Source organism: Pseudomonas sp. Sample_9 (genome assembly GCF_004307535.1).
Classification (GTDB): Bacteria; Pseudomonadota; Gammaproteobacteria; order Pseudomonadales; family Pseudomonadaceae; genus Aquipseudomonas; species Aquipseudomonas mercuritolerans.
This window is the reverse complement of sequence record NZ_RAZO01000492.1, coordinates 21298-37141: the sequence shown is the minus strand read 5'-3', so window position 1 is coordinate 37141 and position 15844 is coordinate 21298. Positions and strand designations below refer to the sequence as shown.

14 protein-coding genes are annotated in these 15844 nt (G+C 60.0%); 6 read left to right on the top strand and 8 right to left on the bottom strand.

Translation table 11 applies throughout. The annotated features are described in order from the left end of the window. From D6877_RS28150 to yaaA, 6 genes are all read right to left on the bottom strand, one after another. On the bottom strand, positions 1-1117 hold a 1117-nt coding region (locus D6877_RS28150; protein WP_130912799.1), incomplete at its 3' end, for an alginate export family protein. After that, on the bottom strand, positions 1114-2526 hold the full coding sequence (algK, locus tag D6877_RS28145; RefSeq protein ID WP_073473671.1) for an alginate biosynthesis TPR repeat lipoprotein AlgK: 1413 nt from the start codon (positions 2524-2526) through the stop codon (positions 1114-1116). The genes D6877_RS28150 and algK, both read right to left, overlap by 4 nt. Before the next feature lie 9 nt (positions 2527-2535). Continuing rightward, the gene (locus D6877_RS28140; RefSeq protein WP_024011680.1) at positions 2536-3705 is read right to left on the bottom strand and encodes an alginate biosynthesis protein Alg44; all 1170 of its coding nucleotides are present in this window, start codon (positions 3703-3705) and stop codon (positions 2536-2538) included. 35 nt (positions 3706-3740) lie between these two features. Next, positions 3741-5225, bottom strand: coding sequence for a mannuronan synthase (gene alg8 / locus D6877_RS28135; RefSeq protein WP_178083766.1), 1485 nt, complete (start codon positions 5223-5225; stop codon positions 3741-3743). 227 nt (positions 5226-5452) lie between these two features. Continuing rightward, positions 5453-6769 carry a UDP-glucose/GDP-mannose dehydrogenase family protein gene (locus tag D6877_RS28130; RefSeq protein WP_016771595.1) on the bottom strand — a complete coding sequence of 439 codons (1317 nt, stop codon included), beginning with the start codon at positions 6767-6769 and terminating at the stop codon, positions 5453-5455. An 809-nt stretch (positions 6770-7578) separates the two neighbouring features. After that, positions 7579-8358, bottom strand: coding sequence for a peroxide stress protein YaaA (yaaA, locus tag D6877_RS28125; RefSeq protein WP_130912797.1), 780 nt, complete (start codon positions 8356-8358; stop codon positions 7579-7581). Positions 8359-8624: 266 nt separating this feature from the next. On the opposite strand from yaaA, the gene D6877_RS28120 reads away from it, so the two are divergent. The 6 genes from D6877_RS28120 to D6877_RS28095 all read left to right on the top strand — a co-directional run bounded on the left by D6877_RS28120 (position 8625) and on the right by D6877_RS28095 (position 13865). After that, positions 8625-9749, top strand: a complete 1125-nt coding sequence (locus tag D6877_RS28120) for a polysaccharide deacetylase family protein (protein ID WP_130912796.1) — start codon at positions 8625-8627, stop codon at positions 9747-9749. 337 nt (positions 9750-10086) lie between these two features. Continuing rightward, positions 10087-11481, top strand: a complete 1395-nt coding sequence (locus D6877_RS28115; protein WP_024011685.1) for a PhoH family protein — start codon at positions 10087-10089, stop codon at positions 11479-11481. A 175-nt stretch (positions 11482-11656) separates the two neighbouring features. Further along, positions 11657-12130, top strand: a complete 474-nt coding sequence (gene moaC, locus D6877_RS28110) for a cyclic pyranopterin monophosphate synthase MoaC (protein WP_130912795.1) — start codon at positions 11657-11659, stop codon at positions 12128-12130. Then, positions 12127-12369: a molybdopterin converting factor subunit 1 gene (gene moaD, locus D6877_RS28105; protein ID WP_130912794.1), complete on the top strand. Its 243-nt coding sequence runs from the start codon at positions 12127-12129 to the stop codon at positions 12367-12369. The genes moaC and moaD overlap by 4 nt, the downstream gene beginning before the upstream one ends. 3 nt (positions 12370-12372) lie before the next feature. After that, positions 12373-12825 (top strand): molybdopterin synthase catalytic subunit MoaE, encoded by a 453-nt coding sequence (gene moaE, locus D6877_RS28100; RefSeq protein WP_073473663.1) that lies wholly within the window; start codon positions 12373-12375, stop codon positions 12823-12825. 263 nt (positions 12826-13088) lie between these two features. Next, positions 13089-13865: an ABC transporter substrate-binding protein gene (locus D6877_RS28095; protein WP_130912793.1), complete on the top strand. Its 777-nt coding sequence runs from the start codon at positions 13089-13091 to the stop codon at positions 13863-13865. A gap of 101 nt (positions 13866-13966) precedes the next feature. On the opposite strand, the gene D6877_RS28090 is transcribed toward D6877_RS28095, so the two are convergent. Then, positions 13967-14593 (bottom strand): PAS domain-containing protein, encoded by a 627-nt coding sequence (locus tag D6877_RS28090; RefSeq protein WP_130912792.1) that lies wholly within the window; start codon positions 14591-14593, stop codon positions 13967-13969. A gap of 84 nt (positions 14594-14677) precedes the next feature. Continuing rightward, complete coding sequence (locus D6877_RS28085) at positions 14678-15805, bottom strand: FAD-binding oxidoreductase (protein WP_130912791.1); 1128 nt, start codon at positions 15803-15805, stop codon at positions 14678-14680. Positions 15806-15844 lie beyond the last annotated feature (39 nt).

Here is a 15844-nt window from a genome sequence, read left to right as displayed (position 1 = left end):
CCATCCACGAGCCGAACAGGGTGGCGGTCTGCATGTTGTTCATTTCGCCACGGAACGCTTCGCCGAAACGGTGCACGCGCGAGCGGGTACCGGTGTAGTTGGAGCGGTTGCTCTCCAGACCGTTCTGCTCGTAATCGGCACTGGCGCGGGCGTAGGCACCGCCGACTTGCCACTGCGGATCGAGGCGCAGACGTACGCCGACATCGGCTGCCCAGCCGCTGATGTCATCGCTGCGCTTGGCTTGTGTCGGGCGCGTGCCGTCGGCGTTCAGCGCGTTGACCGTGTCGCGGTCGCCGCTCATGCCGGTGATGCTGCCCCAGTAGTTGACGGTGTTGGTGTTGCGCCAGTTGTAGGCGTCGCTGTCAGCGGTCAGGCCGATCCAGCTGATGTCGCCGTTCTCGGTCTTGTCCAGCGAGTCTCGCGGGACGCCCGGCTCGGCGTAATCGAGTTTGCCGTCATCGTGAGTGTGGTGACCGCGAATGCCGACCCACTGCCCCGGCGTCCACTGGTAAGCAGCGTCGGCGTAGGCGTGCAGGCGATCCTTGTCTTTCGGTGCCAGCTCTTTCAAGTCGGTGCGGTATTCGCTGAAACGCTCGGCGACACCGGCATTGGCGCGCAGCAGTGTGGTATCGAAGGTCCAGTTCAGCGCTTCGATGTTGGTGTCGCGCCATTGGCCGTCGTCATTGCGCAGACGCTGACGACCGAACTTGAGAATCTCGCCAGGGTAGGGCGTGAAGCCGCTGTAACCGACCCAGAACTCGCGCATCGCCAAGTAGTTTTTCTTGGTTTCGCGATCGCCGCTGTCGGTGGTCTGTGCGCCGTCGGACTGCTGCAGGGTGTCGGTCTCGATGATGTCGGTCGAGGTCACGGCCTGACCCATCGCATAAGCGCTCCACGCGCCGCTTTCGCCGTAGATCCACGGACGCAGGTCGAGGCCCACGCCATTGACGTCGCCGCCGCCGGCAGTGCCGAGGTCACGGTCGTCTTCGGACTGGCCGGTGAGTTTCACTTCCAGACCGAAGTTCTTGCTTTCAGTCATCGCAGCCAGTGTCGGGCAAGACCAGATCAGCGCGAAGGTGAGGCCAATACCGGCCTTCACGAATGGGTTCAGCTTCATAGTTTTTCCTCGCCGTCTTCTTCTTGCAGGGCGTGCAGTTGCAGCGTGTTCGAGTTCAGGGCGCCACGGCTGGCCTGTTCCTGTTGCAACAGGCGGCGGGCTTCGGGCAGGCGCTCGGGCGGCAATTGCGCCTCGAGGGTCGCTGCCAGTTCATCGGCTTGCGGGGTGTTCTGCGCCTTGGCCAGTTGGCTGAACACGTAGGCGTTCAGCGGGTCGGGCTTGGTGCCCTTGCCTTGCGAGAACAACTGGGCGATGGCGAAGTCGGCACTGTTCTGGCCGTTGCGCGCAGCGGTCAGCAGGTGGTCGAGAGCCTTCTGCGGATAGACCTTGCCCAGGTAGCCACGACGGTAGATCTGGCCGAGGTAGTAATCGGCAGCGACTTCGCGGCCGACGGCTTTCTGGAAATGTTCCTCGGCGACTTTCGCGTCAGCCGGGACCATTTTGCCTTCGTAGTAGACCTTGCCCAGCAGCAGTTCGGCGCGCGGCTGGTCGGCGGCGCGGCCGTTGTCCAGGTACTTCATCATCTGGTCGACGTCGCCCAGTTCGGGGAAGTCGTAAAGCAATTGCGCGAGGGTGACCCACGACGCCGGGTAGCCCGGAGCGATCGGCTCGAGCAGCGCCTGCGCGGTTTTTTCGTCAGTCTTGCCCAGGGTCGAATCGGCCAGCACGCGGGCTACGGAGTCGACACGCTGCGCGGTGACGGTGCCACGGCTGTAACCGGCCTGCATCTGCTTGATCAGCTCGGCCTGTTGCTCCGGCTGGCCACGTTTCTGGTAGACGGTGGCCAGTTCGACGTAGCAGATGTCGGTGGTGTTGAGCGCGGCCTTGCAGATTTTTTCCACGTCATCCAGATGCTGGTCGTAAGTGCCCTGGGTGCGATACAGCAGCACCTGCGCCAGACCCGCTTCCGGGTAGCCCGACTTGCGCCACTGATCGATCTGCTGCTGCGCGTTGATGTTGGGGAAGCTGTGCGGGTATTGCAGATACAGCATCGCCAGCGGGATCAACGTGTTGCCTTCGCCATTGGCGGCGGCTTTTTTCAGCAGGGTTTCGGCTTCGTGGTGCTCGGCTTCGGTGGAGCCCGGCTTGGCCACCAGCAGACGACCGAGACGTGCCTGGGCACGCGGCGATACGCTGGCCGCTGCACGGTAAGTCGCCTCGGCCTGTTTCATCTGCGCCGGGTCGCGGCTGTCGACCTGGATATCGGCCAGGCCGACTTGCGCCTCGCTGTAACCCAGATCGGCCAGTTGCTGGTAATTCTGCGCAGCGGTGGCGGTGTCGCCACGCTTGAGCGCTTCGTTGGCCAGACGCTGATCGGGCAGCCCGGCGCAACCGGCCAGACTCACCGCCAATGCCAGGGCACACAGTGATAGCGGTGTTCTGAGGATGGGTGGAGTAGTCACAGGCATGTCCTCGACTTAAAGACCGGCAGCCATGGCTTTGTCGATCAGCCAGTTCAGGTTCGGGCCACGGTCGCTGTTCACTTCCACCGGGCGGCCGGCCAGGCTGCTGTCGAGCGGCTCGTCAGGCTGGATCTGTACGCGAATGTCGGAGGACAGGTCGGCGCTCTTCAGGCTGGTGCTGCTGACGATCTTGCCGGTGCGGGTCTTGTCTTCGCCGGCGATCTGGAAGCTCACCGGAGTGCCTGGACGCACGTCGCCGAACTGGCGATAGGAGAAGCGCGCTTCAACGTTGGCCTGGGTGTTGCGCGGCACCAACTGGAAGATCACGTCGCCCTTGCTCGCGTACTGACCGTCAGCCACCAGTTGCTGGGCCACGGTGCAATCGCACGGCGAGGTCAGGGTGCCGGTCATTTGCTTGCCGAACAGTTCTTCAACCTTGGCCGGGGCCAGTTGGTCTTCGGCCAGATGGCCCTTGAGCACGTCGAGCATGCTGGTGCTGAAGGTCGCCAGTGGTGCGCCTTTGGCGGCCACGCCGTCGGACTTGACCAGGCTCTGCACGGTGCCGTCGCGCGGCATGGTGATGTTCATCCCCGGCACGCTGACCAGACCGGCCTGGGCGTGGCTGACGAAGTACATGCCGTACACCGACTTGAAGATGAAACCGGCAGCGACCAGGCCAACGGCGAAAATACCGGCGCTGAAGGTCACGGCTTTCAGGCGGCCGAACGGGGTCATGCCGGTGTCGTTGGTCTTGTTCTTGCGCGCCTTGGTGAAGTTGTCGCGCTGCAGGGTCGCCAGCACTTCGCCGATGCTGACGATGTCGCCGGCCAGGTGCGAAGTAATCAGGTGGCGCAGGGTGGAAATGTCCTGCGGCTCGAGGTTCTGGAACTGGCAGCCGGCGCGGCCGGTGGCGCGATCGAAAGAACGCACCTGCAGTTCAACGTCCATGGCCAGGCCGAGGTTGTCGATGACAAATTGCAGACGCGCCTTGTACACCTCGCCGATGGTCAGCGGCATCTGCCCGGCGTTGAACGCCAGACCGCCAGCCGACAGATCGAGGACCCGCGCTTCGAGCGGAGTCCGGTCAGGGCCGAAGAAACGCAGCTTGGCCGGGATTTTCACGCGAGCGTGCTGGCGCTGGGCTTCGGATTCATGCACTACGTTGACGTTGACGGCGGTATTCATAGGGGCGATTTCCTTGTTAATTCAATAGGAGCGGGTCAGACCATCATCAGCAGCACGGCGACAAAAATGCTGCCGGCGGAGAAGGTCATGGTCCGAGACGACCAGGTGTTGAACCAACGTTGAAAGCTGGCGAGATCACGGGTCAGGGATGTGGGCTGGCGAGTCCAGGATTGTTGGTCGAGGCGGAAGAACACGTAGATCTTCACCAGGGCGCCAACGATCTGGTTGTAATACAGAATCGCCGGGTAAGCAGGGCCGATGCGGTGGCCGGAACACGACAGCAACAGCGTCAGGATCAGGCGGGTGATACCGATCCACAGCAGGTACACGAGGATGAACGCGGTGCCGTACTTGAAGCTGGCGATCAGTGCTACGGTCAGGCCGAGCAGCGAAGTCCACATCGACACGCGCTGGTCGAACAGCACCACCGAGGTGAACACGCCGAGGCGACGGATACCCAGGCCCAGTGCGCGCGAGTTCTGGCGCAGGTTGTTGCCGTACCAGCGGAACATCAGCTTGCGGCTGGCCTTGATGAAGCTCTTTTCCGGCGGATGTTCAACGGTGTTGATCGCGGCATCCGGCACGTAGAAGGTGTCGTAACCCAGGCGCATCAGGCTGAACCAGCTCGACTTGTCGTCGCCTGTCAGGAACTTGAAGCGGCCCAGACGCCAGTGTTGCAGCGAGTCGCTTTCAACGTCGGCGATGAACTCCGGATTGGTCACCACGGAGGCTTTGAAAACCGACATCCGACCGGTCATGGTCAGTACGCGCTTGGACAGGGCCATCGAGCACATGTTGATGTGGCGCTGGGCGAAACGCAGCTTGTGCCATTCGCTCATGATGTAGCCGCCGCGCACTTCGCAGAACTCGTTGGTGGTCAGGCCGCCGACATTGCCGAACAGCTGGAACCACGGCACGGTCTTGCGCACGACGCCTTCGCCGAGCACGGTGTCGCCGTCGATCACGGCCACCACGGCACGGTCGTCCGGCAGGTGACGGGAGATCGCGCGGAAACCGAAGGCCAGACCATCGCGCTTGCCGGTACCGGGAATGCGCACGAAGTCGAGCTTGACCCGCTCCGGCGGATTCATCCGCGCCCACAGCGCCTTGACCAGCAACTCGTCGGACATTTCCACGATCGAGCAGACAATGGTGGTCGGTAGTTCGCAGTCGATGGCTTCGCGGATCACCGAGCTGTAGACCTGCGCGGTGGTCAGCGCGTCAATACGAAAGCTGGTGACCATCAGAAACACATGCGACGGGTCCGCCGCTTTACCCAGCTTGCGTACTTTGCGACGCAGATGCGGGTAAACGATGTAGAGAAAAATCATGCCGCGCACAAAGTGCGTTGCACCCATCGAGTAGCGCCAGATACCCACGGCGCCAATCAGGAAAATGAAGTCCTTCGACTCGGAGTCGAATGTGGACGTGGGCAGCATCAAGGCCAGGCCCATCAACAAACTTAGGTAAAACAGCCAACCGGCGGCCTGAAGTAGGCCGTGTCTTAGCCTGTGCATAATCTGCATCCGTCTCTATCTCGGGCTGGGCCCGATGGGGTTAAGGCAGGCTCATCAATGGCCCACTGTAGGAGCTGCCGAAGGCTGCGATCTTTTGATCTTCTGGGTGTTCACTCACGACTCAAGTGAGCCCGGTAAAGATCGCAGCCTCGTTTCACTCGTCAGCTCCTACCACGGGTTCACACAGTCAGTGCGCGGCGACGCGGTATGCGGTGCCGCGCAATGTCTGCTTACCAGCAGATCCCTTCGGTGCGGCTACCGGCGCTGGTGGCCTTGGACATGAAGCCCACCAGGTCGATGACTTGCTTGCCCTGCGGCGCTTCCTGGGCCAGCGAACGGAATTTCTCGTCGCGGTTGCCGAGGATGATCACGTCGGAGTTGTCGATCACCGAATCGAAGTCGGAGTTGAGCAGGGACGACACGTGCGGAATCTTCGATTCGATGTAGTCCTTGTTCGCACCGTGGACACGGGCGTATTCGACGTTGCTGTCGTAGATGCTCAGGTCGTAACCCTTGCCGATCAGCATCTCCGCCAGTTCGACCAGCGGGCTTTCGCGCAGGTCGTCGGTGCCGGCCTTGAAGCTCAGACCGAGCAGGGCGACTTTGCGTTTTTCATGGCTTTCAACGATGTCGAAGGCGTTCTGCACTTGCGATTCGTTACTGCGCATCAGCGAGTTGAGCAGCGGTGCTTCGACGTCCAGGGAACCGGCGCGGTAGGTCAACGCACGTACGTCTTTCGGCAGGCACGAACCGCCGAAGGCGAAGCCCGGGCGCATGTAGTACTGGGACAGGTTCAGGGTCTTGTCCTGGCAGACCACTTCCATCACTTCACGACCATCGACGCCGACCGCTTTGGCGATGTTGCCGATCTCGTTGGCGAAGGTCACTTTGGTCGCGTGCCAGACGTTGCAGGTGTACTTGATCATCTCGGCAACGGCGATGTCCTTGCGGATGATCGGTGCGTCGAGTTCTTCGTACAGCGATTGCAGAACGTCGCCCGACGCGGTATCGAACTCGCCGATAACGGTCATCGGTGGCTGATCGTAGTCAGCGATGGCGGTGGATTCGCGCAGGAATTCCGGGTTGACCGCAACGCCGAAATCGACGCCGGCTTTCTTGCCCGAGCAGTCTTCCAGAATCGGGATGACCACGTTGGCCACGGTGCCTGGCAACACGGTGCTGCGCACCACGATGGTGTGGCGGGTGGTTTTTTCACGCAGGACAAAACCGATCTCGCGGCACACGGCCTCGATGTAGTTCAGTTCCAGGTCGCCGTTCTTCTTGCTTGGCGTGCCGACGCAGATCATCGACAGGTCGGTATCACGAATCGCCTCGGCGAAGTTGGTCGTGCCGCGCAGACGACCGGTCTGGATACCCTGTTGCAACAGTTCACCCAGGCCCGGTTCAACGATCGGCGATTTGCCGGCGTTAATCATGTCGATCTTGTCTTTGGCAACATCGACGCCAACTACGTCATGGCCCCGTGCAGACAGGCAACCGGCACATACTGCGCCAACGTAACCCAAACCAAATATGCTGATGCGCATCGCAATTACCTCTGTATATATCAGGCCTTAGAAGGCCGGAGTTAATGGTGTTCAGCGGTCACTAGTGCACTCGGAAGTGCGGCTTACAGGCGCCACAATGCCGTGTGCAGGCATACAAAGTTCCGAGTGTCTAATAAGTGCACTCAAGATGTGCGCAACTAGGCCTTGTTGTTATGACTTGCCCTGTTATGCAGCCGATCTTCCGTGCGGGAAGACTCTAGTGCAGTCGTGTAGCCTGCTCGACGTCCGGTAGGGAGCCGGTAAATCAAGCAGTTAGGTGCTCAGGCGAGCACGTTTATAGGGGCGCGGCCTTGGCCTTTGTAGGGGATATTAATGGTGCGTATCTCCTGTCCATCGATTGTTTTGAGACTCGTTAGTCACTCAGGCAAGTTGCTGTGACAACTTGGTTACATGGCTACCAGCTCTGCGTAAGTTATCTCGTACAAACTCGGCGAGAATCGTTACCGGTGGTATGAGCAACGCATTTGGACATAGTTCCAGCCCGCTCATCGTGCCAGCCGAAATTTTTTGAAATATTGATGAAGATGGCACTGGGTGCAAATTGATAGCACTAACGATTTCGCCCTTTAGTTATCGGGGTGAAACCGGGGTCGATAGTTTTGTGCCACTAGGGGTAAAAAATTTAGGTGCCACTACTGAAAAAAAACTTCAGTGTCGAGTGAAACTAAAATTAGAAAACAGGGTGTGGTTTTATTGGCGCCATGAATTTGGCGATATATCGCGGGGGGATTTTGACTTCGGGCGGACTGCACGACTCTTGAGGAAAAGAGTCGTGCAAAGGGCATGCTTTATTCCGGGGCGTGGTCGCGCAAAAACACCAGGTTGTCAGGTTTCGATTGTTCGGCGCTGTAGCGATAACCCTGCACATCAAATCGCTTGAGCTGAGCCGGGTCGTTGATGCGTTCCTCAATCACAAAACGGCTCATCAGGCCGCGCGCTTTTTTCGCGTAGAAGCTGATGATCTTGTACTGGCCGTTCTTCTGATCCTTGAACTCGGTGTTGATAATGCGGGCCTTCAACGCGCTGCGCTTGACCGCGGAAAAGTATTCGTTGGATGCAAGGTTGAGCAGTACGTCATCGCCTTGCTCGGCCAGCGCTTCGTTCAGCCACTCGCTGATGCGCGTGCCCCAGAACGCATACAGATCCTTGCCACGGGCGTTGGCCAGTTTGGTGCCCATCTCCAGACGATACGGCTGCATCAGGTCCAGCGGGCGCAGCAGGCCATAAAGGCCGGAGAGCATGCGCAGGTGTTTTTGCGCGTAATCGAATTGCGCTTCGCTGAAGGACTGCGCATCCAGGCCGGTGTACACATCGCCCTTGAAGGCGAGCAGCGCCTGTTTGGCGTTTTCCGGGGTGAAGGCGGGTGTCCAACTGCCAAAACGCGCGGCGTTGAGGCCACCGATCTTGTCGGATACGTGCATTAATTCGCTGATCTGCGCCGGGCTCAGCTCGCGCAACTGCTGGATCAGTTCCTGGGAATGGTCGAGGTACTGCGGCTGGGTAAAGCGCTGGGTCGCCGGCGGTGTTTCGTAGTCGAGGGTCTTGGCGGGGGAAATCACCATCAGCATGAAGTCGTCTCCTTTAATCGTGGGGGCGATTCTAGGGGGTTGTTCTTGTTGACTCCAGCTATGAGCGTGATAGGTGATCGGTGGTGTCATGGAACAAGATCGCAGCCTCGCCGGGGCTCGACAGCTCCTACAGATTGCGCACGGCATCAAACCGCAATGAATTCAATGCGGACAGGTAGGAGCTGCCGAAGGCTGCGATCTTTTGATCTTTGTTTTGATCCACCCGCGATATAGTGCCGCGCGGGTTTTGTTATGGAGACATCCCTTTGCGCATTGTTCTTTTACTCACCGCGTGGCTGCTGAGCTTCGCGGCCATGGCGGCGCCCGGTGATGCGGCGACGCTGGATCGCACGACCTGGCCGGAGCAGCTCAGCAACCCGACCCTGTTCGACGTCGCGTCGCGGGCGGAAATCCTCATGTTCGCTCGCGGCCTGCTCGGCACCGAGTCCATCGACGAGGCGGCACTGGCCCACCGCCTGGGGTTGCGCACGGTCAATATCGATGCGGTCAATCAACTGCGCCAGCGCCTCTGGCAACGCTTGCTGAGCAATTACAACCACGCCCAGCAAAGCTGCGATCAGGACGCCTCGTTCTGCTTTCTCGTCGAAGACCTGCCGACCCTGCGTGAGCAGGCGGCCAAGTTCGTCGTCAGCGACGACAGTTATTACACCAAGTGGGCCGAGCCGAGCCGGATCTTCCATTTGCAGTACCTCGACGAGCTGATGCGCAAGGCCGCGCTGTCGCCGCAAACCAGTAACGAATTCGATCGTTTCGGCGACTACGAGCGCAACGGCGATGACATGCACGATCGGCTGTTTCTGCTGACGTTCGACAGCGCCGCCAACGTGCAACCGGACAACACCGACTGGCTGACCGAATACCTGCGCAAATCCAATCTGAGCGGGACATTCTTTGTCTTGGGCAAGGATATTCAGGCGCGACTCACCGGCCGTTCGGTCAGCAGTCTGCAGGCGAGTTTCTCCCGGCAGTGCGTGGGCGTGCAGGGCTGGGAGTTCCGCTCCCACAGCCATTGGCAGGACTGGCAGGATTCGGTACGGCGCAGCGCCGATCTGGTGAAAAACAAACTGCCGGAAAACTACGTGCCGCTATTCCGTCCGCCGGATGGCCAGCGCCGCAGTGACGCGCAAGGTTTTTTCAATAGCCAGGGCCTGCAAGTGGCGCTGTGGGACATCGATGCCCAGGACGGTGCCGGCAAGCTCAAGGGGCCGGCGAGCGCGCAGCGAGTGTTGACCCTGATGCTGCTGTGGCGACACGGGGTGATCAATTTCAACATGAAACAGGATGCGGTGAAGACGTCCTTACCGTGGCTGATCACCCAGACTGCGCAGAGCGGCATTGGCTGGGAAGACTGTCAGGACGCGTTTCGTTGAGAAACGACAAAAAGCCCGGAAACATTGGGCTTGGGATGATTTTCAGGAGGAATTCGATGCAGGCGGACTTCCGACTTTAGCGGGGTACGGGGAGTCCGCCAAGGGCTTTTCGTCACTCTGCAAAATAAACTTAAAAAAACCGTCAAAGTGCTTTTTTATGTCATCGGTTTTGGAGTATTACGAAGACAGACCGCCGAAACCTGCAACACAGGTGGCGTCTTCCCAGACTCCTATTGTGTGCAGTTCATCCAGCCCGCGTGGATGAATTCGGCAGTCACCTCGAGGCGCAGCACTGTCAAGGTATTGCGTCGAATGGCTCCCACATAGGTGACCGAGTATGGATGATCACGGACGCAGCCCTTCCTCCAACCAGCCAATCCTGTATGTACTCGATACCAACGTATTGATTCACGATCCAAATGCCCTGCTGAATTTCGAAGAACACCACGTCGCCATCCCGATGACCGTGCTGGAAGAGCTGGACAAGCTCAAGAGCGGCCATCACAGCGTGGCCGCCGAATGCCGTCAGGCGATCCGCCTGATCGACAAGACCCTGGGCGATGCGTCCCCCGAGGACGTCGAACTGGGTGTGCCGATCCAGCGCGGCAAGGGCGGGCCGAAAGGCTTGCTGTCAATTCTGATGAGCAAGCAGGCCGAGTCGAACCTGATTCTGCCCGAGCATCTGAACGACAACAAAATCATCAACCAACTGATTGATCTGCACACCCGCGATCCGCAGAAACCGGTGGTGCTGGTCACCAAAGACATCAACATGCGCCTGAAGGCGCGCGCTTGTGGCATCGATGCCGAGGACTACAGCACCGACCAACTGGTCGATGACGTGTCCCTGCTGCCCAACGGCTACCACAACATGACCGGCTCCTTCTGGGACCGCGTGAGCAAGGTCGAAACCCGTCAGGACCACGGCCGCACCTGGCATCAGGTGCAACTGATCGACAACCTGCCGGCCGTGCACATCAACGAGTTCATCATCGACGAGCAGGGCTTTGTCGGCTGGATCAAGGAAATCCAGGAAGACCGCCTGCTGATCCTCGACCTGCATCAGGAACCGCTGTTGCATCAGGAGGCGTGGGGGCTGAAGCCGCGCGACATCTATCAGAGTCTGGCGCTGTATGCGTTGCTTGACCCGGACATTCATCTGGTCAACCTGTCCGGCGCCGCCGGTTCCGGTAAAACCATTCTGGCGCTGGCCGCTGCGATCGAGCAGACCATGGTCAGCAAGCGTTATCGCCGCATCATCGCCACCCGCAGCGTGCAGGGCCTGGACCAGGAAATCGGCTTCCTGCCCGGCACCGAAGCGGAGAAAATGGAGCCTTGGCTGGGCGCCATCACCGACAACCTCGAAGCCTTGCACATGGATGACGAAAACACCCATGGCAGCGTCGACTACATCCTCAGCAAAGTGCCGTTGCAGTTCAAATCGCTCAACTACATTCGCGGTCGCAGCTTCCAGCAGAGCCTGATCCTGATCGACGAATGCCAGAACCTCACGCCGCACCAGATGAAAACCATCATCACCCGTGCCGGCGCCGGTTCCAAAGTGGTGTGCCTGGGCAACCTGGCGCAGATCGACACCCCTTACCTGTCCGCGACCAGCTCCGGGCTGACCTACCTGACCGAACGCTTCAAGGATTTCCCCAACGGTGTGCACATCACCCTGCAAGGGGTGCCTCGCTCGATCCTGGCCGAATACGCCGAATCGCATCTCTAAGAGGAGCAGCTACAAGCTTCAAGCCGCAAGCTACAAGTGGTCCGAGTGAAATTCACTTGCCGCTTGAAGCTTGCGGCTTTCGGCTGTTTAAATGCGAGCTTTCCTGACGCCTGCCTACCGCGCTTTAACTTGCCGCTTGTAGCTTGCCGCTCGCAGCTGCCTCAAGGAGGCCCTCGTGCTGACTCATCTCGATTCCCAAGGTCGCGCCAACATGGTCGACGTCACTGAAAAAGCCGTGACGTTCCGTGAGGCGACGGCTCAAGCGCTGGTGCGCATGCTCCCCGCAACGCTGCAGATGATCGTTAGCGGCGGCCATCCCAAGGGCGATGTGTTCGCCGTGGCGCGCATCGCCGGGATTCAGGCGGCGAAGAAAACCAGCGATCTGATTCCCCTGTGCCATCCGCTGATGCTGACTGGCGTCAAAGTCGAACTCAGCGCCGAGGGTGAGGACAGCGTGCGCATCGTCGCGCGCTGCAAGTTGTCCGGGCAGACCGGTGTCGAGATGGAAGCGTTGACCGCCGCCAGCGTCGCCGCCCTGACCATTTACGACATGTGCAAAGCCGTCGACCGTGGCATGACCATCGAAAGCGTGCGTCTTCTGGAGAAAGTCGGCGGCAAGAGCGGCCACTTCCAGGCGGAGCAGCCATGAAACTGACCGTGAAGTTTTTTGCCCGTTACCGTGAAGCGCTGGGCGTGGATTCAGTGACGGTCGAGGGCGATTTCGCCACGGTTGAAGACGTGCGCGCACTGTTGGCGCAACGTGACGGCGCCGAGGTGTTGAGCGAGCAGAACCTGATGTGCGCGCGCAACGAAGATCTTTGCCAGCTCGACGAACCAGTGACCGATGGCGACGAAGTTGCGTTTTTCCCCACCGTGACCGGAGGCTGAGCCATGGCGATTCGCGTGCAGGCCACGCCGTTCGATCCGGGCGCTGAAGTCAATGCGATGCATGCGGCCAATGTCGGCGTTGGCGCGGTGGTGAGCTTTGTCGGTTACGTGCGCGACTTCAACGACGGGCTCGATGTGGCCGGGATGTTCCTTGAGCACTATCCGGGCATGACCGAAAAAGCCCTCGGCAAGATCGCTGTCGAAGCCGAGCAGCGCTGGCCGCTGTTGAAACTGGAAGTGCTGCATCGCATTGGCGCGCTGGAGCCGGGCGAGCCGATCGTCTTCGTCGGCGCCGCCAGCGCCCATCGCCAGGCCGCGTTCGATGCCTGCGCCTTCGTCATGGACTACCTGAAAACCCGCGCGCCGTTCTGGAAGAAAGAAAATACCAGCGATGGACCACGTTGGGTCGAAGGGCGCGACAGTGATCATGCCGCCGCTGATCGCTGGAATAAGTAATTCCTGTAGCGCTCCTCAGTACGCCTTCGCGAGCAAGCTCGCTCCCACATTTGAAATGCGTTCCCCTGTGGGAGCGAGCCTGCTCGCGAAGGCATCATCTGCGACACCGAAAATCATCCCCCCTCTACCCAATTGACGATTTGTACCTGAGAGTCCAGTATGGATTTCCAAGTACAAAAAAAGCTTCTGTCTTGCAGCTATCAGTTTGCCGCTTGTAGCTGCTCTTCTTCGCCAAACCAACAACAACCCGCGAGAGAACGAACATGAAGAAACTCCCCCTCATCACCGGTCTGGCCTTCAGCCTGTTGGCCTCCGCCAGCGTCTTAGCCGCCGAGAAAACCCTGCGCATCGGCATCGAAGCTGCCTATCCGCCATTCGCCTCGAAAACCGACAAGGGCGAAATTGTCGGCTTTGACTACGACATCGGCAATGCCCTGTGTGCGCAGATGAAGGTCAAATGCGTGTGGGTTGAAGGTGAGTTCGACGGGCTGATTCCTTCGCTGAAAGTGAAGAAGATCGACATGGCGCTGTCGTCGATGACCATCAACGAAGATCGCAAGAAATCCGTGGATTTCAGCCACAAGTACTACTTCACTTCTTCGCGTCTGGTCATGAAGGAAGGCGCTACGGTGGATGATCAGTACGCCAGCCTCAAAGGCAAGAACGTCGGCGTGCAGCGCGCGACCACCACTGATCGTTACGCCACCGAGGTGTTCGAACCCAAGGGCATCAACGTCAAGCGCTACGGCAACAACGAAGAAATCTACATGGACCTGGCGGCGGGGCGCCTTGATGCGATTTTCGCCGATACCATTCCGCTTAACGACTTTCTGTCGATGCCGCGCGGCCAGGGTTATGCGTTTGTCGGGCCGGAGCTGAAGGATCCGAAGTACGTCGGCGAGGGCGCGGGGATTGCGGTGCGCAAAGGCAATACCGAGCTGGTCAGCCAGTTGAACAGCGCCATCGACGGGATTCGAGCGAATGGCGAGTATCAGAAAATTTCCGAGAAGTATTTCAAGTCCGATATCTACGGCGATTGATCAAGCGCTTTCGCGAGCAGGCTCGCTCCCACAGGGGTAACGCATTCCAAATGTGGGAGCGAGCCTGCTCGCGAAGCGGCCAGCGCTGGCGATGCAAATCTTCAGCCCTTCAATTCCTTCAAATGCTTGTACACCGTCGCCCGCCCCATGTTCAGCACATTCGCCACATAGTTCGAAGCGCTCTTGCCCTTGAACGCTCCCTCGGCGTGCAAGGCCAGCACCAGTTCGCGTTTGTGATCGCGGGTCAGCACATTCAGGCTCAACTGTCGTTCACGCAGCCAGGCGTGGAGGAAGGTATTGATGCGTTCCTGCCAGTCATCACGAAACAGCGAGTCGGGCTGCGGAATCAGCTTGCTCGGCGAGAGAAACAGGTCCAGCGCCGCCTTGGCGTTTTCGAACAGGGAAATATTCAGATTGATGCACAGCACCGCCAGCGGCCGGCTTTCGCTGTCGCGCAGCACAGTGCTCAGGCTACGAATTTTCTGACCGTCCCAATTGAGCTTTTCGTACGGGCCGATGTTCCTGTCGCTGACATCCTCGCTGAGCATGTCTTCCAGCGACGAGTCGTCGCCGATCTCGCGCTTGGACAGGTTGTTGGCGATGTAGTCGACCTTCTGCGTGCGCAGGTCGTGCAGCACCACCTCGGCATGGGGAAAGAACAGCGTGGCGATGGCGTCGGCGATGGCGCGGAAGTTATCCAGCGCCGGGTCGAATTCGGGGGCAGTCATGACAGTGGAGCTCCAGGCAGCGTCAGCGCCCCTTGTGCCGGGGCGCTGCGAGTGTGCCGCAATCTTTTCGACGAGTCGATGCGGTCAAGCCAGTCGGGCCGGGGAGAGCATGGCGCTGTCGAGACCGAATTGATGCAGGTGCTCGGGGAATGGCTCGCCGCGCACCAGCGCCGCACTGGCCTGACCCATCGCCGGCGACGTCTGAATGCCATAACCACCCTGCGCGGCGACCCAGAACAGCCCCGGCACCTGCGGATCGAAGCCGCTGAGCAGATCACCGTCAGAAACGAAACTGCGCAAGCCGGCCCACGTGCGGGTCGGGCGGCGGATGGTCAGCGTGGTAGCCTCTTCGATCTGATAGACGCCCATGGCGATGTCGAGTTCTTCCGGCTGCACATCGTGTGGTTCGACCGGATCGGCGTTGGCCGGCGAGCCGAGAAACATGCCAGCGTCGGGCTTCATGTAGAAGGATTCGTCGAGGCTGACCAGCATTGGCCAATGATGAGTGTCCACGCCTTCAGGGCCGGCAAAGATAAATGCGGCGCGGCGTTTCGGTTGCAGACCCAGCGGCTGGGCACCGGCGAGGGTACCGATCTTGTCCGCCCAGGCGCCTGCGGCGTTGATCAGCACTGGTGCGCTGAACGTCTCGCCATTGGTCTGCACGATCCACAGGCCATCGGCATCGCGGCTCAAGCCGAGCACCTCGCAATCGGTGCGGACTTCGCCGTGATTGCGCCGAATGCCGCGCAGGTAGCCTTGATGCAGCGCGTCGGTGTCGATGTCGCAGGCCGATGGGTCGTAGATCGCGCCGTGGACTTTTTCCCGGCGCAGGATCGGCAGGCGCGCGCAGGCTTCGTCGGCGCTGAGCAGTTGCATCTCCGGCACCGTGGCTTTGGCGCTGAGGTACTGGTTGTTCAGTTCGGCGGGATCACCGATGAAGTCGACGGTCATTTCGCCGCGCGGGGTCAGCAGCGGGTGCTCGCAGAAGCCGCTCGGAGGACTGTCGAAGAATGCGCGGCTCGCCTGAGTGAGTGCGCGTACCTGTGCGGTGCCGTAGGCGGCGGTGTACAGCGCGGCGGAGCGACCGGTGGAGTGATAGCCGGGATGGGTTTCACGCTCGAGCACGATCACTTTGCCGTGCGGCGCCAGCCAGAACCCGGTAGAAGCGCCGGCAATCCCGCCGCCGATGATGATGAAATCTGCGTGGTTCATGAAAACTCCCAAGTTATCGAGAACCCTGTAGAAGCTGCC